At 39.9% G+C, this 20,733-nt stretch carries 19 protein-coding genes, 3 tRNA genes and 1 pseudogene; 6 read left to right on the forward strand and 17 right to left on the reverse strand.

The features are described from left to right. Positions 1-933 (forward strand): annotated as a pseudogene (locus HMPREF0014_RS26330) (hypothetical protein); the annotation flags it as partial. 69 nt (positions 934-1,002) lie between these two features. Here HMPREF0014_RS26330 and HMPREF0014_RS18865 read toward each other — a convergent pair. The 4 genes from HMPREF0014_RS18865 to HMPREF0014_RS18880 all read right to left on the reverse strand — a co-directional run bounded on the left by HMPREF0014_RS18865 (position 1,003) and on the right by HMPREF0014_RS18880 (position 1,997). After that, positions 1,003-1,596: an HAD-IB family hydrolase gene (locus tag HMPREF0014_RS18865; RefSeq protein ID WP_006580684.1), complete on the reverse strand. Its 594-nt coding sequence runs from the start codon at positions 1,594-1,596 to the stop codon at positions 1,003-1,005. A gap of 107 nt (positions 1,597-1,703) precedes the next feature. After that, positions 1,704-1,780 (reverse strand) — tRNA-Arg (locus HMPREF0014_RS18870). 39 nt (positions 1,781-1,819) lie between these two features. Beyond that, positions 1,820-1,896, reverse strand: a tRNA-Arg gene (locus tag HMPREF0014_RS18875). A gap of 10 nt (positions 1,897-1,906) precedes the next feature. After that, positions 1,907-1,997 (reverse strand) — tRNA-Ser (locus tag HMPREF0014_RS18880). 261 nt (positions 1,998-2,258) lie between these two features. Here HMPREF0014_RS18880 and rnr point away from each other — a divergent pair. From rnr to HMPREF0014_RS18900, 4 genes are all read left to right on the forward strand, one after another. After that, positions 2,259-4,679: a ribonuclease R gene (rnr, locus tag HMPREF0014_RS18885; RefSeq protein ID WP_002049749.1), complete on the forward strand. Its 2,421-nt coding sequence runs from the start codon at positions 2,259-2,261 to the stop codon at positions 4,677-4,679. Positions 4,680-4,812: 133 nt separating this feature from the next. Beyond that, entirely contained in the window at positions 4,813-6,867 is a 2,055-nt protein-coding gene (locus HMPREF0014_RS18890; RefSeq protein WP_006580686.1) for a M3 family metallopeptidase, read from the forward strand. Between the two features lie 40 nt (positions 6,868-6,907). After that, complete coding sequence (locus HMPREF0014_RS18895) at positions 6,908-7,117, forward strand: YheV family putative zinc ribbon protein (RefSeq protein WP_002049754.1); 210 nt, start codon at positions 6,908-6,910, stop codon at positions 7,115-7,117. 11 nt (positions 7,118-7,128) lie between these two features. Beyond that, positions 7,129-7,560, forward strand: a complete 432-nt coding sequence (locus HMPREF0014_RS18900; protein WP_006580688.1) for a hypothetical protein — start codon at positions 7,129-7,131, stop codon at positions 7,558-7,560. Positions 7,561-7,707: 147 nt separating this feature from the next. On the opposite strand, the gene HMPREF0014_RS18905 is transcribed toward HMPREF0014_RS18900, so the two are convergent. The 5 genes from HMPREF0014_RS18905 to HMPREF0014_RS18920 form a co-directional block, all read right to left on the reverse strand. Then, positions 7,708-9,903 (reverse strand): TRAP transporter large permease subunit, encoded by a 2,196-nt coding sequence (locus tag HMPREF0014_RS18905; RefSeq protein ID WP_006580689.1) that lies wholly within the window; start codon positions 9,901-9,903, stop codon positions 7,708-7,710. Between the two features lie 187 nt (positions 9,904-10,090). Further along, positions 10,091-10,657: a rhombosortase gene (rrtA, locus tag HMPREF0014_RS18910; RefSeq protein WP_004711824.1), complete on the reverse strand. Its 567-nt coding sequence runs from the start codon at positions 10,655-10,657 to the stop codon at positions 10,091-10,093. An 83-nt stretch (positions 10,658-10,740) separates the two neighbouring features. Then, positions 10,741-11,826: a hypothetical protein gene (locus HMPREF0014_RS18915; protein ID WP_006580690.1), complete on the reverse strand. Its 1,086-nt coding sequence runs from the start codon at positions 11,824-11,826 to the stop codon at positions 10,741-10,743. 767 nt (positions 11,827-12,593) lie between these two features. Then, positions 12,594-12,983, reverse strand: a complete 390-nt coding sequence (locus HMPREF0014_RS0206525) for a hypothetical protein (RefSeq protein ID WP_006580691.1) — start codon at positions 12,981-12,983, stop codon at positions 12,594-12,596. Between the two features lie 6 nt (positions 12,984-12,989). Further along, entirely contained in the window at positions 12,990-13,247 is a 258-nt protein-coding gene (locus HMPREF0014_RS18920; protein ID WP_002049719.1) for a succinate dehydrogenase assembly factor 2, read from the reverse strand. Between the two features lie 189 nt (positions 13,248-13,436). On the opposite strand from HMPREF0014_RS18920, the gene HMPREF0014_RS18925 reads away from it, so the two are divergent. Next, complete coding sequence (locus HMPREF0014_RS18925; RefSeq protein ID WP_002049748.1) at positions 13,437-14,609, forward strand: acyl-CoA dehydrogenase family protein; 1,173 nt, start codon at positions 13,437-13,439, stop codon at positions 14,607-14,609. Between the two features lie 48 nt (positions 14,610-14,657). Here HMPREF0014_RS18925 and HMPREF0014_RS18930 read toward each other — a convergent pair whose 3' ends face one another. From HMPREF0014_RS18930 to secY, 8 genes are all read right to left on the reverse strand, one after another. Further along, entirely contained in the window at positions 14,658-16,148 is a 1,491-nt protein-coding gene (locus HMPREF0014_RS18930) for an NAD(P)/FAD-dependent oxidoreductase (protein WP_006580692.1), read from the reverse strand. A gap of 180 nt (positions 16,149-16,328) precedes the next feature. After that, entirely contained in the window at positions 16,329-16,706 is a 378-nt protein-coding gene (rplQ, locus tag HMPREF0014_RS18935) for a 50S ribosomal protein L17 (protein WP_002049717.1), read from the reverse strand. An 18-nt stretch (positions 16,707-16,724) separates the two neighbouring features. Beyond that, positions 16,725-17,732, reverse strand: a complete 1,008-nt coding sequence (rpoA, locus tag HMPREF0014_RS18940; RefSeq protein WP_002049752.1) for a DNA-directed RNA polymerase subunit alpha — start codon at positions 17,730-17,732, stop codon at positions 16,725-16,727. Positions 17,733-17,749: 17 nt separating this feature from the next. Continuing rightward, positions 17,750-18,376: a 30S ribosomal protein S4 gene (gene rpsD / locus HMPREF0014_RS18945; protein WP_002049716.1), complete on the reverse strand. Its 627-nt coding sequence runs from the start codon at positions 18,374-18,376 to the stop codon at positions 17,750-17,752. 12 nt (positions 18,377-18,388) lie between these two features. Next, positions 18,389-18,775, reverse strand: a complete 387-nt coding sequence (gene rpsK, locus HMPREF0014_RS18950) for a 30S ribosomal protein S11 (protein ID WP_001040166.1) — start codon at positions 18,773-18,775, stop codon at positions 18,389-18,391. A 19-nt stretch (positions 18,776-18,794) separates the two neighbouring features. Continuing rightward, positions 18,795-19,151 (reverse strand): 30S ribosomal protein S13, encoded by a 357-nt coding sequence (gene rpsM, locus HMPREF0014_RS18955; protein WP_000090816.1) that lies wholly within the window; start codon positions 19,149-19,151, stop codon positions 18,795-18,797. A gap of 107 nt (positions 19,152-19,258) precedes the next feature. Continuing rightward, positions 19,259-19,375 carry a 50S ribosomal protein L36 gene (gene rpmJ, locus HMPREF0014_RS18960; RefSeq protein ID WP_000867907.1) on the reverse strand — a complete coding sequence of 39 codons (117 nt, stop codon included), beginning with the start codon at positions 19,373-19,375 and terminating at the stop codon, positions 19,259-19,261. A 20-nt stretch (positions 19,376-19,395) separates the two neighbouring features. After that, positions 19,396-20,715 (reverse strand): preprotein translocase subunit SecY, encoded by a 1,320-nt coding sequence (gene secY, locus HMPREF0014_RS18965; protein ID WP_170318186.1) that lies wholly within the window; start codon positions 20,713-20,715, stop codon positions 19,396-19,398. Positions 20,716-20,733 lie beyond the last annotated feature (18 nt).

Genomic DNA, 20,733 nt, shown 5'->3' on the forward strand with positions numbered 1-20,733 from the left:
GACATTATTGGTGGGGTAACTGGTGCTATCGGCAGTGTAACTGGTGGCGCTACTGGTGGCAACCCGCTTGGTACTGTAACTGACATTATTGGTGGTGTAACGGGCGCTATCGGCGGTGTTACTGGTGGCGCTACTAGCGGTAATCCTCTTGGTACTGTGACTGACATTATCGGTGGTGTAACGGGCGGGATTATTGGTGGTGGTACATCTCCTATTTCCCCGGTTGTTGATGCCGTTCAAAGTGGTATTGATGTTCTTCAAGGTGTGGAAAGTTTAAAAACTAGTATTATTAATACAGGCATTAATACTGTTGCGGACACTGTAGTTGGCGTACTTCCTCAAACTGAACACCCTGTTACTGATATTGCTCACCTCGGTACATTAACTTTTGAAACTTCTCGCGATACTGTAAATGGTGCGCTTGAAGTTGTATCTGATTTAGTGGGCGGCAATATCCAAGGTGCAACTGATCATGCGACTGGTATTGTCAACACTCTCGTTTCAAATGGCACAACTGCGACTGGCATTTTAACCGACATTCTTGGTGGCGTAACTGGTGTTATTGGTGGTGTTACTGGTGGTGTAGGCGGTGATAGTCCACTTGGCACTGTAACTGACATTATTGGTGGTTTAACTGGTGGTGCTACTGGAAGTAACCCACTTGGCACAGTTACCGATATTATTGGTGGTGTGACTGGGGGTACAGCTGGCAGCAACCCTATCGGTGTCGTAACAGATATCGTAGGTAGCTTAACTGGTGGCGTAACTGGTACAGGTGGCACAGATGTTATTTCTAACTTATTAGGTGGAGTAACTGGTAACTTAGGCGGAGTAACTTCTACAGTATCTAACGTAACAGACACGGTTCATACTTTAGTACCTCAGTCACTACTTACTGACCACTTCTTAAATATCTCTGTACACACTGTTTAATAATCTTCAAGAAAGCCACTGATAAAGTGGCTTTCTTTTTTAAATATATTTTTAAATATTAATTAATAATTAATTCATCACTTGCCATCTATAATACTTCTTATGTGCTAGCTCTAACATTGCAGAATCATTAGGAGTATCTCCATAAGCATAAATTGTAGAATATTGGGTTAGGTCATATTTATTTTTTATTCTATTTACTTTTTCTAAATAACCACAATCACCATTAATAAAATTACCCGTTAAAATACCATTATCTATTTCAAGTTGATTACAGATAACGGCCAAATCTAAAGACTGACACCAATTTTCTAAATAAACACCCAATGAAGCGGATACCACAACAACCTGATCTCCTTGCTGTTTATGCCAGTGAATACGTTCTAAAGCATTTTCACGAATACAGGTAGGAATTACCGTTTTAGCAAACTCTTGTCCCATATATTTTAGAGAGTTTGCATCATAGCCTATATATCCCACCTGACAGAGCTTAGTTCGTATGGTTTTATCCGTTACCCATCCGAACTTATATCCTGCAATATAAGGCGCAAGCCGAAGACCACCTAATATTTGAGTTTTTCTACTCAAAGAGAATTTAAGAAATAAACTAAAAGTATCGTTATGAGTGATCGTGCCATCAAAGTCAAATAAAGCCAGATTCATTTATCATTATCTCTAATATAATTAAAAAGTTATAAATTTAGATTTTTAAAATTTTACTAAATAACAGGCACAAAAAAACCGCTATAAAAGCGGTTAATTCTTCAAGTTGGTGCGCTCAGAGAGATTCGAACTCCCGACCCCTTAGTTCGTAGCCAAGTGCTCTATCCAGCTGAGCTATGAGCGCGTAACTTGTGTGCTTTTCAGCGATTCGTTCTGTTTTACTTGGTGCGCTCAGAGAGATTCGAACTCCCGACCCCTTAGTTCGTAGCCAAGTGCTCTATCCAGCTGAGCTATGAGCGCATTAAGTAAATGGCGGTGAGAGAGGGATTCGAACCCTCGATACCAGTAATAGGTATGCTTCCTTAGCAGGGAAGTGATTTCAGCCACTCATCCACCTCACCGGAACGAGCCGCCATAATACAAACTAAAACCTTATTGTTCAAGTCATCATACTGAAATTTTCTTATTTTTTCGTTCAATGAATTATTTTTTAAGCAATTTCCTTATTATTTTCGTCTTTTTCGATCAAACGCTTGTTAAGATAGATATTATTTCTTCATTAAAATACAGTAGCGCATAACACATTATTGCAAACCTAAACGTGCAGTTCGGGTCTGCATGACTTATGCTAAACTTATCTGCCAAGCGTGAAACCAAAAGACATGACAAAAAACTGGGCTGATCCCGAAGCGAAAGCTGAAGCTGAACGTTATGACAATCCTATTCCAAGCCGTACTCTAATATTAGATACGTTGGAACAATTGCAAACGCCGCAATCTCATGCAGAACTTGTTGACCATTTTCATATTCAAGACCAAAAAAGTATCGAAGCTTTAAGCCATCGCTTAAGTGCAATGGTTCGTGATGGCCAAATCATGAAAGAAGGGTTCAAGTTTCAGTTAGTGGCAGACCAACCAACCTATGAAGCCACTGTCTATATTAATAGTAAAGGTTTAGGCACTGCACATATTGATGGCCAAGATGATCTTTTGCTTCCTGAGCGCGAGTTACGTTTAGTCTTTAACGGCGATCGCGTCCGAGTTCGGCAGACCTCAGTAGACCGAAAAGGTAAACCGTGGGGTTTCATTACCGAGGTTCTCCAACACCGTGTAAAACAGTTAATTGGTAAATTGTCGATACACGAGGGTGAATACTTTATTCAACCCAATAATCCAAATCAGCATCAACCTATCCCATTAGAAAAAGAATTAGTTGCACATGCCAAAGCAAATGTTGGCGATATGCTTCGTGTTGCTATCGATACCTATCCAACCCGCGAAGAGTTTGCTACGGCGCATATTATTCAATCTATGGCCGATAAAGCGGATACAGAAATTATTATCCCACAAACCATTCTTGAGTTTGGCTTGCCTTATGAATTCCCAGATGAAGTTATAAAAGAAGCAGAAAGTTTTAAGGAACCTTCTGCACAAGACCGGGAAGGTCGAGTTGATTTAAGAGATTTAGCACTCGTCACAATCGATGGTGAAGATGCTCGAGATTTCGATGATGCTGTGTATGCAGAAAAACGTCCTGGGGGCGGTTATCGCGTTGTTGTAGCAATTGCTGATGTAAGCCACTATGTACGCCTAGGCTCGGCACTAAATGAAGAAGCAGAAGAACGTGGTACTTCAGTTTACTTCCCTCATTTTGTTTTACCAATGCTACCAGAAGCATTATCAAATGGATTGTGCTCACTTAACCCACACGTAGATCGTTTATGTATGGTCTGTGACTTGAAGCTCTCACGTACGGGCCGCGTAACTGGTTATGAGTTTTATCCATCGGTAATGCATTCAAAAGCGCGTTTGACCTATACACAGGTGGCGCAATACTTTGACGGTGCAACTGATGCAATTCCAAAAGATCGTGATATTCACAAATCGCTAAATACGCTTTTCCAGCTTTATCAGATTTTGAAAAATTTACGTGCTGATCGTCATGCAATGGAGTTTGAAACCATTGAAACGTACATGACTTTTGATGAGCTGGGCGGAATTAAAGAAATTTTGCCACGTACACGTAATGAAGCACACAAACTGATTGAAGAATGTATGTTGCTTGCTAACGTTGCTGCGGCTGAATATGCATTAGAACATGATATTCCAATGTTATATCGCGTACACGAAGCGCCTGAGTTCTCACGTATTCAGAAAGTAAAAGACTTTGTAAAACTTCTTGGCTTACCGTTCCCCGACCAACCAACTCAAGCAGATTATCAAAAAGTTATTGAGGCAACTAAAGACCGCATTGATGCGCCAAGCATTCATGCAGTGTTATTACGCTCAATGATGCAAGCTTACTATGGTGCAAAAAATGCCGGTCACTATGGTTTAGCTTATGAAGCTTATACACACTTCACTTCACCAATTCGCCGCTACCCAGATTTATTGTTACATCGTGCCATTAAAGCGCATCTTAAACAAAAGCCTTATCCGCTTTCTGGTGCGGCTTTAGATGATGCTGGTGAACATTTCTCTCAAACCGAGCGTCGTGCTGATGAAGCATCTCGTAGTGTAACGACTTGGTTAAAGTGCCACTATATGCAACAGCACTTAGGTGATGAGTTCATTGGTATTGTAAGTGCTGTCACTGAATTTGGTCTATTCGTTACTCTTAAAGATCTCTATGTTGATGGCATGATTCATATTAGCCAACTCGGCGATGATTTCTTTATTTATGATCAAGCGAGTCAAAACCTTATTGGACAAAATCGTGGTCAGGTTTTCGGTTTAGGCGATGAAGTTAAAATTCAGGTTGCTGGTGTAAACCTAGAAGAACGTAAGATCGATTTCCAACTTATTCAGCAAGTGACACATGCTGGACGAGTAGTTCGCAGTCGTGCCCCACGCACAACCAGAACAGCGGCACAAGCAACTGAAGAAGTTTTTGGCAAACCATCTACTCCTTCGAATGATGGTGAAAAACCTGTCCGTAAAAAGAAGGAAAAAGGTAAACCTAGTTCATATAGTAAAAAGTCTGGCAAAAAAACCTCTACAAAAACAGAAGCCAAGCCAGAAAAAGTAAAGAAAAAAGCGAAACCCAAAAAGAAAAAGTCGAATGCCAAGTCTAAGGCTGACTAATTCATAGGTGTTTCTAATCCCTTTTATTAAGCTCCCAAGCATGGGGGCTTAATACTTTTAAAACGTTTATTTTCAAATTAAGCTTGATTTCCTGCCTAACAATACCTACATCTAATACTATGTTTAAAAAATAATGTGGCTATTAGCAATGACTTTACAGCAAGCGACTCTACCTACTCCCCACTTTGACCAAATTACATTAGATAATTTAAAACAAGATATTCAACAAGCGATTCAAGCAGGACAAGAGTTCTTAAATACCCTTACGGCTGCACCATCCGAGACAGATCAGCAACTTGCCGTGCTTGAACAAATTGATGCACTTGAAAATAACCTCAGTGAATCATGGGGAGTGTTGTCACATTTAAATGCTGTGATGAGTAATGCTGAAACTAGAGGGGTCTACCAGTCGCTCTTACCTGCTTTAAGTGAATATTACACTCAGCTTGGCCAACATACGGCGCTGTACCAGACTTATCAACACATTCATGATGGTCAGAGCTATTCAACGTTAAGCCCCGCAAAACAAAGTGCGATCCGCCTTGCATTACGTGACTTTAAACTTTCTGGCGTTGCTTTAGAAGGTGAAGAGAAAAAACGCTATGCAGAAATTTCTGCACGTCTTTCACAGCTTTCTTCGGACTTCTCAAACCATGTACTTGATGCGACACAGGCTTATTTTAAACCACTGACAGAAGATCAGCTAAAAGGTCTCCCAGAAAGTAATGTTGAGTTATTAAAACAGTACGGCAAACAGCGTGAGCTTGATCAAGCAGTAGCAACTTTAGATTTCCCAGCTTATTTTGCCATTATGACCTATGCCGATGACCGTGCTTTGCGAGAAGAGCTTTATAAAGCTTATGTCACTCGTGCATCAGATCAATCTGAACAAACAGAATTTGATAACAGCAAGATTATGGAAGAAATCTTGAGCCTTCGCCAAGAGATGGCAAAACTACTTGGTTTCAATAACTACGCTGAATATTCTCTTGCTAGTAAAATGGCTCCAGATGTTAAAACTGTTCATGACTTTTTAGCCGACTTAGCTGAGCATGCACGTACCCCTGCTCTCCAAGAAGTTGCTGAGCTACAAGCCATTGCCAAACAAGATGGGATTGATGAACTCAAACCTTGGGATACCACTTACTATTCTGAAAAGCTTAAACAACAACAGTTTAATTTGTCACAAGAAGCATTAAAGCCTTATTTCCCTGCTCCGAAAGTCATTCAGGGTTTATTCCAGATTGTGCAGCGCCTATACGGTATTAATATTGTTGAACGTGAAGCTCCAGTTTGGCATCCAGATGCACGTTATTTTGAGTTAGAAGACCAAGGCCAAGTGATTGGTGGGTTCTACTTTGATTTATATGCACGTACAGGTAAACGCGGCGGTGCATGGATGAGTGGCTTCCGCTCACGTATGCAAACTGTTCATGGTTTACAAAAACCAATTTGCTATATGGTGTGTAACTTCACACCACCTGTAGGTAACCAGCCTGCCTTATTAACTCATGATGAAGTCATCACCTTATTCCACGAATTTGGCCATGGCTTACACCATATGCTCACTGAAGTAGATAATATTTCGGTTGCAGGTACTCACGGCGTTGCTTGGGATGCAGTCGAGTTACCAAGTCAGTTTATGGAGTTTTGGTCATGGGATAAAGAAAGTCTGGATGTTTTAAGTGAGCATATTGAGAGCAAGCAGACCTTACCTCAAGAGTTACTTGATGCTTTATTAAATGCACGTTTCTTCCAGTCTGGTATGCAAACTTTACGTCAACTTGAATTTGCATTGTTTGATTTAACCATTCATACCAAAACACCTGCATTAAATAGTGAGCAAATTCAACAGACTTTAGATGCTATTCGTAAACAATATGCAGTGGTTCCAACTGTTGAATACAATCGTTTCCAACATAGCTTTAGTCATATTTTTGCAGGCGGCTACGCAGCGGGTTACTACTCTTACAAATGGGCGGAAGTTTTAGCAAGTGACGCATTTGACCGTTTCGAAAATGAAGGTATTTTCAATACTCAAACAGGTAAAGAATTCCGCCAAGCAATTTTAGCTGTAGGTGGAAAAGACACTGCTCTTGAAGCATTTGTGAATTTCCGCGGTCGTGAGCCAAAAATTGATGCATTGTTACGTCATCAAGGTTGGACGAATGACAATAAAACCGCTTAAACTATGGGCCTAAATTGATCGTGTGGTTAGGGTGATAAAGATGAAAAAACGTTTCATTGCTGGAGCTAAATGTCCAAAATGTGAAGCCATTGATCGGATTGTCATGCTAACCACCGCTGAAGACGAATGGATTGAATGTATCGAATGCGGATATAGCGAAAATCGACCGACTCATGTTGATGAGCCCGAAACGCCTGCTATACCTGATGAAGTTGGAGTAATACAGTTCAAGCCTCGTCGTTCTGACTAAAGGTCTTAGACATGCCACTACAAAGAAAACAAAACTCAAAATTATTGTGGATTTTAATTGGGGGCTTAAGCATTCTCGTAGTGCTTTTTTTCGCAGCACAATGGTTTTTCAAAAAAACTGAATCGTCAGCGCCAATGGTTGATCCTCAACCAGCCTCGACACCTCTACCTCAAAAAACGACACAACCATCTGCAAGTTCGGAGCCTGTAGCTCAAACACACACTGCTAACTCGCAGCAACTTGTAAATGAAGATGTGCTCAAACAGCCTGTACCTGCGCAAGAGTCTTTAGCCAAAGAAGAAGTTTCTAAACTTAATGACATTCATCAGCAGCTGCAAGATCAGGAAGCAACACTAAAAGCCCAGCATGCCGATGCAGACCAACTCATTAAGTTAAAAGAAGAGCAAGTAAAACTCCTTGAAGCTCAGGTTAAACAGCAATAGTATTTATTTAAATATCATTAAGATGCAAAAAGCTAGTTCACTCTGAACTAGCTTTTTATTTATTAAGAATTTTTATATCAAAATAACTACCACATAAAAAAACACCCTCCTTAAAGAGAGTGTTTTTATTGAGCTTACATATTTAGACTATTGGTACCAACCAAATAGTTTGAGTACTAATGGAGCATAAGTGACTAATACCAATGATGAGAATAAAACAATAATTGGTAATAACCAACGTTCATAACGGTAATAGAAACTTGTATATTTCTCTTTCGCTTCTGCATCAGCAGCATTTACCTCATCATCACCAACGGATAACCGCGTCAATAGATGGTTCAAGGCAACTGGTGGGGTTACATAACCAAACTCGAATGCAACCAATACAATCATCCAGAAGTGAATTGGATGAATACCATTTTCGTAGGCTACAGGTGCAATTGTTGCTGCTACTAAAATTACCGCACCAAATGGATCGGTACACATACCAATAATGGCAAGTAGTAATGCAATAAATGCGAGCGAAATATAAATATTACCTAAGTGAGTCGGCAACATTTCAACAATTTCGGTACGCTCGATTAAACCACCCACACTTGCTGACAATGCCATCAAAATAATAAGTGCACCAATATGTCCAACTGTTTCTGATGTTGCAAAACGTAATGCTCCACCAAAACCTAGACGGAACTGTGAACTATGCGGATCGTGTGACTGTAAAAATGGAGATTTTTTCTCATGTTCACGAACAATTGCTTCATGAATATTTAAAGCTGGTGCCTCTTTAGGCATAACCATTTTATCGTACAAGATCATCGCAATGAGCACGAGAGGCAGAATCACTGGTGCAGTAAATTCGTTCATTCCTGTATCTAATGCATATTTATAAAATGCAAGAACAACTACAGTAATCAAGATGTATGGAATAACAGGTACAAAAGCACGCGCCATACCTGGAAGTGCTACTTTCGGCGAGTTCACGCGGAATTTCTCTTCTGCCAAGAAAAGAGAGACACCCAAGAAAATAAATGCAGTTAACCAGAAGACATAAATACCATGTCCAAACAATTCATCAGATGTAACATGACGGCTGTCCAACATGGCGATTAAAACTACCAAAAGACAAGGACGCACCACCACACCTAATGAACCTGACATTGCAGATACAGCAAGTGCATACTGACGGCGAGCACCTGCATTCCAAACTTCCTTATAAATAATCGCACCGGCTGCGATAACGAAAATTCCAGAAGCACCCGTATAAGCAGTCGGCACAGCAGCAGCGATTAAAATTAACCAAGTTAAAGTTTCTGGGGCCAAGTTCCATGGACGAAGTACGTTTAGGAATAAATCCATAACACGTGTTTGCGTGAGCAACATACCCGCCCAAATAAATAAGGCAAGGTTTAAGAAAATACCCGAGAATTCTACCAACTGACCTAGGTAAATCCCTTGGCCCATTGGATAGTCCATAAAGAATGTAAAAGCTACACCTGTAATCACAGCCATATACGCATACAAAGGTACACATAATAAAGCTAGGCCAATATTGCCACCCTCACGTTTTGGCGCAGGGGAAACAAATAGCTGATAAAGGCTAATTAAGGTCAGAATGACAAACAAGATCATCCATAACCAATAAATAATGATTGTTTCATGAGTTGGAGAAACCCCTGAATTAATCACAGAACGGTACTGGCTAATTACTGAAGAACTGAGCAATGCATTACCAAGCAACATAAAGAAGGCATACACTTTGTAGTCCAGCTTTGTTGCAGGGTTACGTAAACCAATATGGTGAAACTTTAACGATGCAGTAATCGCTGAAATCAAAACCATAAAGACCAGCAAAATTGCGCGATTTTCTGTACCAAATTTAAATATACCAAAGAAACCCGTTTCAATCGTACGATATGTACGTACCCCTGGATGTGCTTCAATATATTTAATGGTTTTATCATAAGCCAAATATTTATCTTCACATTGCTGCTGTGCTGCTAGTAAGGATGCACGGACATCACTTTCTGAAGCTGCACCAAAGAAGCTTGCGAAATCATCAGATGCATTCGCTTTCATTTGCTCTTTTACTTGAGCATCAATATTTGGGTGTCGATCACAAGATGGCTTTTCAGGCTCAGCACGCAAAAACGAATATTGCATGCCTGAAGCAGGGTCACCATAAAGGCGTTCCCCGATACGTAATAATTGTCCGTGGATCATTTCCCCGGTACCAATTATGAGCGTCATTAATAACAAAATGAGGATCACGAATGTTGAGATCCATTCGTTCCATACATAACCCAGCAGACCTAATCCAGATCTTTTTTCTTGATATTCTTGCATAAATATTCCAATTTTGTTCTCTCAAATCCCTCATAACAAAGGCTTTGAGTCATGCAATTTCCTTGGTCAGGGGTATCGTCCATTCCCCTTCTACCAATCCCTTTATTCAACGATCAAATTTGCATCAAACTTTATCAATAAAGAATGACTAAAATCTCTTTTTTAACAGTTTGTATTGTCAATCTTTCTATTTGAATCTTTGTATTAGCCAATAGCATCCTCCAAAGATTGCACCGCCTATCGCCCCATATAAATGAGCTTCGGTTAAAACAGGACTTCCAATCAGCTGTGCTGTGCCTGTTTGACCAAATGTATTTTCCCAAATTAGCTTGGCGATAATTAAACCTAAAACCAGTAATGCAAAATTCCGTTCTTTACGGTATTGCAAATAAACTAAAGCAACAGCCGTATACAGCCCATGGAGCACTCCAGATAGACCGGCATATGCATCGATATAAGGCAAATAAAAATAGAAAACCAAACTAATAAAAGGCGGCAGAAGAAAAAGAAGACTTAAAATATGCCACACTTTGGTATGCGGAAATATGAAGGGCAAACATGCAAATGCCATCATATTTAATAAAAAATGAATCCAGCCGACATGTACCCAGTGTGCTGTCCACAAACGCCAAAATTCACCAAGTAAGCTTTCGCGCCAATAAATAAAATAGTCTGGAAATACCTGCAGACATGCAGAAACAGAAATGCACCCTGCGACCAAAAGCACTTTTTTATTGAGTACATGATCTTTCATAGCACACTCCTTTTAAAACTGAACTCCTTACGATTAATACGAAAATCAGTAGTAACGCAAGGAGTGAGTTTCTTCAGATCTTTTTACTGTGCAGGTGCAGTTGTTGAGTCAGCTGGAACTTCTGATGCAGCCCCACCATCAAATAACTCATCCAGTTCTGCTGAACCTTCGTTTTTCTCATCCCAGAAATGAGACATACCACCATCGCCTGTACGAACACCGGTATGCTCAGTCCAGTAACGGTCAGAAATGCCACGAACGATTAAACCAGCCATACTATCAATTAACTGAAAGTTCGGATTAACTGGTTTATCATCTGCTTGAGATGCTGCATATGTTTTTAATGCATCACGGATTTTTGCATCGTCACCACTCGCCTGAGCAGCTACAGCATAGAGTGCGTGAGACAAACGAACACCTTTTTGTTCACCAATTTGGACTGACTGTTTTAAAGTCTCATACGGATCAGGCTTACCTTCGTTGGCCCCTGGTAATAAAGTCCAGATCACCGCACGTGTTGCATTTGGTGCGCCCCAGAACTTTTGGTTATCAAGGCAGACCATACCACGCTCTACAATAGCAGCGATATCTTTCGGAACATTGACAGAACCACCTGAGTTAATATCATTCGTCACCGCTTGAAGACCGCTGATCATTCCAAGTAGATATACAGTCTGATCAGTATCACTACGCATAGTTGGACATGAGTCACCTAAATGGTACTTATATTTAGATTCCCAACGATCAGCGAATAATTTATAGCCCGTATATTGGCGTTCAGCAGCAATAGCAGCCCAACGCTTCTGCGCAATACGTGCATCTTGAGCTTCTGTAACCTGTCCTGCTTTTGAAGCGCGCAAGTAACGTAACTCCTGTTCTAATGCTTGGTTTTCCGCGCATACACCTGAGGCAGCATACATTAAGACAGCGACACGAGTAGGATCTGCACCCATACCCTTAGTCGACATGATTGCAGGAGTTAAGGCACTACCAGTATTACAAACCATTTCAGCATCTTGCATTGCTAAAATAGGTGGAACAACATGCTTTTCCGTAAAACCTAAAGCAACATTTGCTCCACTTTTCACGACGTATGAACAACCTGATAAAACTGAAGCTGCAAGAAAACTCATCGCCAAACCTTGGCTTATTTTTTGGACTTTAGACATCTTCCTGTCCTCGATGTAATTTGTTTTTTCCTTTTCAGATGTACATTAGCAGATGCATATCTTGAATAAAAGAGTAATTACTCTAATTGTAGCGCTTATACTTTGACACACTTCACAGCAGATAAAATTGACAGTTTTTCAGGGAAACAAAAATTTTAGGCAAAAAAAAGTAGCATTGCGACGGTTCAGCACATGCTACTTATTAACTGGGATAAGCTTTTAACAGCTTATATTATTGTTGTTCTATATAATCCTTGAGTAAAGTTCCTGCTCTTCCTACTACTACAGCCATAACAACTGCAATTAACAGAAACATCCACATTGAAATCTCCATGAGAGACCTCCTTACTACATTCGCACCCAGTAAAACTGGACACTTGATGAAATTAATCGATTAACCAATTAAACTATTGACTGACCGACGACCTTTGCATCCTCTGTCTCTTAACTTTGCTATAATTAGCTTTATTAAGATGTTCCCTGAGTAAAGTTCCTGCTCTTCCTATCACCACTGCCAGAATGATGGCAATGACCAAGAACGACCATGTTGGCATCTCCATTTGAGACCTCCGACACACTTTACGTTGGTGTTTGTACTTTAACCGATAGAATAATAACCATATTGAGAAATTGTCCGACAATTAACTTTCTTGCTCTTTTTTCTGTATTTTAACTAGACAATTTAAATTTCCTGAAAAGAAATAAATATTAATTATTTGATTTTTAATGCTTTTAAATAAATATACAAATGTAGAATTGTCTAACAATTAATAAAATTTTTCTAAGGTTTTAAGTTGTTTCCACTGAGATAGAGGTATTTGATCAAACCAAATAACAGAAGTTAATGTCTTATGCCCTTCAAAATAGACCACTATGAAAATCTGATAATCAATTATTTTTAAAATCTCTACCCGAGAAATTGTTTGTTCTGAATGAAAGCTAAGTGACCATAATTTTTGATCTAAATGAGCAATTTGAGCGAGCTGTGGCCGCTTTAAAAAGAAAATAAAACTTGTGAATAGTAAACTGACCGTAACCAACCACCATAATATTGGTAGGAGTTGATAAAATAGAACTACCAAACTTAAGCCAATAAAAAACTGAAATATAATCGCAAAACGGCTATATTTCAGTTTGAAATTCAAATGGTTGACCAAAACTAATCAGCCATGAACATAATGCTTTAATTTATGAATAAAATCACGTAATTCTGTACGCGGCGGTTCAGATACTTCCATAAACCAGTCAAGTAAATCAGGATCTTCCTGCTCTACTAATTCAGCAAATAATGCTTTTTCTGCTGGATCTGCCTTTAAATAATAATTTTTCACATACGGGTCAAAATAGACATCAATTTCCTTTAAACCGCGGCGTGCGCGATAAACTACTTTACGTTCTTCCAAGGTCATTTCTTCAGACATTTATTTCCCCATCTGCGTTGATAGTGCGCCTAGTTTACCTGATCACATAAGAAAGTTCGCTAAAAATCTCAAATTGACCAAACTTATCACTTCATAGCTATAAATGAGCATTCATCACATTGTTAGACCTAGTAAGCTTCCCGTATGTTTAGACTTATAACATCAAGCCCAAACCAAGGAAGAAATACAATGCAATCTGGTGCTATTCGTCCCATTCCAAATATGTTACCTCGCCGTCTATTAAATGAAGAACATGAAGCTTTCCGAGAAACTGTACGCAAGTTTTATGAAAAAGAAGTTGTACCAAATACTGAAAAATATGAAAAACAACAACATGTTGACCGAGATCTTTGGAATAAAGCTGGTGCCTTAGGCTTACTGTGCACAACCATGCCTGAACAATACGGTGGCTCAGGTGTAGACCGCCTATATAGTATGATTCTTATTGAAGAACAAGCCTATGCTATGGACTCAAGTACAGGTTTCTCACTGCATTCCGATATTGTCGCGAACTATATCAATAACTTTGGAAACGAAGAACAAAAGCAAAAATGGCTCCCTAAAATGGCGACTGGTGAAACAGTAACCGCGATTGCCATGACCGAGCCAGGAACAGGATCCGATTTACAAGCTGTGAGAACGACTGCTGTTCTTGATGGCGATGAATATGTCATTAATGGTTCAAAAATATTTATTACCAATGGTTATTTGTGCGATATGGCTATCGTTGTTTGTAAAACAGGCAACAGTGATAAAGGCTCTGCCAATTTATCACTTATTATTGTTGAAGCTGATCGTGCAGGTTTTACTAAAGGTAAGCCACTCAACAAAATTGGCATGAAAGGCCAAGATACATGTGAACTTTTCTTCGACAACGTCCGTGTTCCTAAAGAAAATCTTTTAGGCATGGAAGGTATGGGCTTTATTATGCTCATGAAAGAATTAGCATGGGAGCGTATGTTGGTGGCAATTATCTGCCAAGCTGGTGCAGAAGCAGCGTTTGCTCATACTGTTCAATATACAAAAGATCGTAAAGCATTTGGCAAGCCAATTAGTGCTTTCCAGAATACACGTTTTAAACTCGCAGAATTACGTACAGAAATTGATTTCTGCCGTACCTATTTAGATCGTTGTATGGAATTACAACTCGATGAAAAATTGAGTGTTGAAGCAGCAGCTGCTGCAAAATATAAAATTTCAGATATGTTCTCAAAAGTTGTAGATGAATGTCTTCAATTACATGGTGGTTATGGCTATATGCTGGAATATCCAATTGCTCGCGCTTACATCGATCACCGAGCAAACCGTATCTATGCAGGTACCAATGAAATTATGAAAGAACTAATCTCTAGAACTCTTTAATGTTCACAATAAAAAGGAGGCTTATAGCCTCCTTTTTATTTTTGAATATCAAGATACTAATTTTGGTTTACGTGTAGTAACTTCTGAATGCTTATGAAAGCGTAGAACACCATCATCAAATTTTGCATTTTTTAATGATTTTCGGTCTTCAAGATAATTATTGGTTACCTGCCATGGTGCTTGTTTACCTTGTTTAGGAATCACGTCAGCAGCACGACTAATATAACCAGATGATAAGCTACCCATGACTGTGTCCTCTTCCATCACAGTCTTATCACCAGATGGGATGACTTCATCATAATTATTCTTATCCATATAGTTTAATAAACGACAGATATAATCTGCTGCAATATCAACTTTTAATGTCCACGAAGCATTTACATAGCCAATAATCATCGCCATATTTGGTACATCGCTGAGCATCACGCCGTTATACAGCATGTGTTCAGATGATTTAACTGGCTCTCCATCAATAGTTGCCTGCACACCACCCATGATTTGAACCTGTAAACCAGTTGCAGAAACAATGATATCTGCATCAAGATGTTTACCTGATTTTAATTGAATACCGGTCTCAGTAAATTTTTCAATTTGATCAGTTTCAACACTCGCCTTACCTTCACGAAGAATTTTAAATAAATCACCATCAGGTACCACACACAAACGCTGATCCCAAGGGTTATATGAAGGTGTAAAATGTTTCATATCTACTTTACCCTTAAGCTGCATTTCAATTGCTTTTAAGAGTAAACGACGAACTGTCTTCGGATGCTTTTGAGACAATGCATAAATTGCTCGTTGCATACCAATATTACGTGCTCGTGTAAATTTATAAGCCGCCTCTTCAGACATAAATCTACGTGTTTTTTCATAGATGAAATCAATAGACGGAACAGAAGCAATATAAGTCGGTGAACGTTGTAGCATCGTCACATGACCAGCGCCACCTTTTGACATAGCTGGTACTAAAGTAATTGCAGTAGCTCCACTACCAATAATTACTACTTTCTTACCCGTATAGTCTAAATTCTCTGGCCAATGCTGCGGATGAATAAGTTGACCTTTGAAAGCATCTTGATTTGGGAATGTCGGCGCATAGCCTTGATCATAATTATAATAACCTGTACAACCTACAACAAAGTTGGCTACCCAAGTCTGCTGTTTTTTATTACTGTCTTCGACAACAACATTCCACTTCTTAGATGAAGAATCATAATTTGCAGAAAGTACACGATGACCAAAATGAATTTTTTCTTTTAATTTAAATTCATCAATAACTTCGCCTAAATATCCTTTAATAGAAGCTCCATCAGCCAATACATTTGCTTTACGCCATGGTTTAAAGTTAAAACCAAAAGTTGACATATCTGAGTCTGAACGAATACCAGGATAACGAAAGAGGTCCCAAGTCCCACCAAAAGATTCACGACGCTCTAAAATTTCAAACTGACGTTGTGGAGAATTTTTAGATAAATGGGCAGCCACTCCGATTCCTGAAATGCCGGCACCAATGATTAGAATATCAACTTGCTTTTCCATTTTATTTTTATACCCATTGTTGAGAATATGACTTTATTAAAGCACAATTTTGACAATACACAATGTCAAGTTTGACCGTTTATCCGTTTTTTTATGTCACTTGAGGACAATTTTTAAATTTCCATTTTTCAAAATATAAAAAAGACCGGCATAAAGCCGGCCTTTTTCGAATAATATCAATTATTCAGCTGAAGTGTTCACTTCACGATCTACAAGCTCAACGTAAGCCATCGGTGCTGCATCACCAGCACGGAAGCCCGCTTTAAGAACACGTAGATAACCGCCGTTACGTTCTTTGTAACGAGGGCCGAGTACGGTAAATAATTTACCAACAGTTGCAGCATTACGAGTACGAGCAAATGCTAAACGACGATTTGCTACAGTATCGTTTTTTGCTAGAGTGATTAAAGGCTCAGCAACACGACGTAATTCTTTAGCTTTAGGAACAGTTGTTTTGATCAACTCGTGTTCAAATAAAGAATTAGCCAAGTTTTGGAACATCGCTTTACGATGGCTGCTTGTACGGCCTAATTTCACACCACTATTACGATGACGCATGGTGATAGTCCTACTTAATTAACGGCTACGATAGGCAAAACGGTCGTCCATACGAAGACTAGCTGGTGGCCAGTTTTCAAGACGCATACCGAGTTGTAAGCCTTTCGATGCCAAAACATCTTTGATCTCTGTTAACGATTTTTTACCAAGGTTAGGAGTTTTTAACAACTCAACTTCAGTACGTTGAACGAGATCACCAATGTAGTAAATATTTTCTGCTTTCAAACAGTTAGCAGAACGAACAGTAAGCTCTAGATCATCTACTGGGCGAAGCAAGATTGGGTCAACTTCTTCACGAGGCTCTTGAGCAACTGGAGTTTGGTCTTTCTGAAGATCAACAAAAATTGCAATTTGTTGTTGCAAGATTGTTGCCGCTTTACGGATTGCTTCTTCAGGATCAACCGTTCCATTTGTTTCAAGGTCGATTACCAGCTTATCTAAATCGGTACGTTGTTCAACACGCGCATTTTCAACGGTGTAAGAAACACGTTTAATTGGGCTATAAGAAGCATCTAATTGCAAACGACCTACAGGACGTGTTTCACCTTCAGGGAAACGAGAATCAGAAGTTTCATAACCACGACCTTGAGCAACTTTCAAGCGCATTTTTAATGAACCTGAAGCACTCAAAGTACCGATTAAATGATCTGGGTTAACCACTTCAACATTATGAGGTAAACGAAGGTCGGCAGCAGTAATATCGCCAGGACCTTGTTTTTCTAATGTTAAATAAGCTTCATTTTGATCGAACAGCTTAATAGACAATCCTTTTAGGTTCAGCAAGAGCTCGACGATGTCCTGCTGCAAGCCTTCTAAAGTACTGTACTCGTGCTCGACACCTTCTATCTCTACTTCAACCACAGCAGCGCCAGGTAAAGAAGACAATAGAATGCGACGTAAAGCATTACCTAGAGTATGGCCAAAACCACGCTCTAAAGGTTCTAGAATCACTTTTGCCGAGGTCCCGCTTACCGCTTCGACCTTGATCGCTTGCGGAGTGAGAAACTCGTTTGCAGTACGCGTCATTATTGCTACCTCAAGGATTATTTAGAATACAATTCTACAATCAAGCTTTCGTTGATTTCAGCAGGTAAATCAGAACGATCTGGTGCAGCTTTAAACGTACCTTCAAGTTTAGAATGATCAACATCAATCCAAGCTGGAATACCACGTTGAGCAGCTAATTCAATCGCGTTTTTGATACGCAATTGTTGTTTAGCACCTTCGTGAACCGCAATTACATCACCCGCTTTAACTTGAATAGATGCGATGTTTACACGACGACCATTCAAAGTAATGCTACGGTGACTTACTAACTGACGAGCTTCTGCACGTGTAGAACCAAAACCCATGCGATAAACAACGTTATCAAGACGGCTTTCAAGCAATTTCAACAAGTTCTCACCAGTTGCGCCTTTTACACGAGCTGCTTCTTTATAGTAGTTACTAAATTGACGCTCTAACACACCGTAAATACGACGGACTTTTTGTTTTTCACGTAATTGTAGTGAATACTCAGATTGCTTACCACCGCGAGCCTGACCGTGTTGACCAGGTGCTTTGTTAGCTTTTTTAGTTTTGACGTCAAATGGTTTAACGCCAGATTTAAGTTGCAGGTCTGTCCCTTCGCGGCGAGAGAGTTTGCATTTTGGACCAATATAACGAGCCATGAATGTTTCTCCTTACACGCGACGTTTTTTAGGTGGACGGCAACCGTTGTGAGGAATTGGAGTCACATCGGTAATGCTGTTAATCTTATAACCCACTGCGCCTAATGCACGAACCGCAGACTCACGACCTGGACCAGGACCTTTTACAAGGACGTCAAGGTTTTTCAAACCGTAATCTAAAGCTGCTTTACCAGCAACTTCAGCAGCTACCTGAGCAGCAAACGGAGTTGATTTACGTGAACCACGGAAGCCTTGTCCACCTGAGGTGGCCCAAGCCAATGCATTACCTTGACGATCGGTAATCGTAACAATGGTGTTATTAAAAGACGCGTGAATGTGTGCAACACCTTCAGAGACGGTACGAGTGACCTTCTTGCGTGTGCGAGTATCTTTAGCCATCTTTTAGCTTCCAGAAATCTTACTTTTTAATCGGTTTGCGCGGACCTTTACGGGTACGTGCGTTAGTTTTGGTGCGTTGACCACGGACAGGCAAGCTGCGACGATGACGAAGGCCACGATAGCAACCTAAATCCATTAAACGTTTAATGTTCATGGAAATTTCGCGACGTAAGTCACCTTCGGTAGGAACCTTAGCAACTTCTGCACGAATCGCATCAAGCTGAGCATCGTCCAACTCACGGATCTTAGTAGTCTCAGTAATACCAACTGTAGCTAAGATATTCTTAGCAGTGTGGCGACCGATACCAAAGATGTAAGTGAGGGAGATAACAGCATGCTTGTTATCCGGAATGTTTACACCGGCAATACGAGCCATTCACTTTTCTCCAAAAAGGCAGTAGAGATAATCAACCGCCCCACAAAAATCTTGAGGGGCGGATATTAACCCAATTCGCCTACTGAAATCAACAGGTCTTGATTAGATTAACCTTGACGCTGCTTATGACGAGGTTCTGCGCTACAAATCACGCGAATAACCCCATTACGACGGATAACTTTACAGCTACCACAAATTTTCTTTACAGAAGCTTGTACTTTCATGATGAAACCTCTAAGTGCGCTTATCCCTTAGGATGAGCAGTCGTTTTTCTCATTAATGTTTGATTGTCATATTGATGAGATGTTAAATGCGCTTGTAGCTGAGCCATAAAGTCCATAACAACAACGACTACGATCAGTAATGAGGTACCACCCAAATAGAATGGAATACCAAAAGAACTTTGTAGAATCATTGGCATCAAACAAATGACTGTAATATAAATCGCACCAATAAACGTCAAACGATTAAGAATATGATCTAAGTAACGAGCAGTTTGCTCACCTGGGCGAATACCAGGCACATAAGCTCCGCTGCGTTTTAGATTTTCTGATACTTCCTTAGGGCTAAATACTAAAGCCGTATAAAAGTAACAGAAAAAGATAATTAACGCACCAAAGAGCACCAAATACAAAGGCTGTCCAGGCGACAATACCAAAGCTAAATCTTGTAAGCTACGTTTAATTAAACCAGCATTCGGATCTGCACTACCCACCCATTGTCCAAGACTTGCTGGGAACAATAGTAAAGAACTTGCAAAAATCGCAGGAATCACACCAGCCATATTAATTTTTAATGGTAGATGTGTTTGCTGAGCTGTAAATATACGACGACCTTGCTGCTTCTGCGCATAGTTTACTGGAATACGACGTTGTGCTTTTTCAATAAACACAATCGCAGCCAATACACCAAGAGACAAAAGCCCAAAGATGACAAGACCAATCAAACTTGTTTGACCATTATCTACAGATGACACTGATTGCATAATTAATTTAGGCAAACCAGCTACAATACCTGCAAAAATAATCATTGAGATACCATTACCGATACCTCTTTCAGTGATTTGTTCACCCAACCACATTAAGAACATAGTTCCAGCGATAAGTGATGTAACCGCAGGTATATAGAATGCAAGTCCTGTAGACAGAGTAATACCCTGACCAATAAGGCCTGCACACATACCTACTGCCTGAACCACTGCAAGTAGTAATGTACCTTGACGCGTATATTGATTAATTTTTCGCTTACCTTGCTCCCCTTCCTTTTTCAAGGCTTCAAGAGAAGGAATCACTGTTGACATTAACTGCACAATAATAGATGCAGAAATATAAGGCATGATCCCTAAAGCAAGAATCGACATTCGCTCTAAAGCACCGCCAGAAAACATATTGAATAGCCCAAGAATAGTTCCTTGGTTTGCATGAAATAAATTTTCTAACGCAGCATTATTAATGCCTGGTACTGGAATATGCGCTCCTAGTCGAAAGACCAGCAATGCACCGATTAGAAAACTCATCCGGCGAATAATTTCACGGTATTTCACATGAAATGGCTGACCTTTCATCATGTTGACATGACCTGA

This window comes from Acinetobacter sp. RUH 2624 (assembly GCF_000162375.2).
In the GTDB taxonomy this organism is placed as follows: Bacteria; Pseudomonadota; Gammaproteobacteria; order Pseudomonadales; family Moraxellaceae; genus Acinetobacter; species Acinetobacter nosocomialis.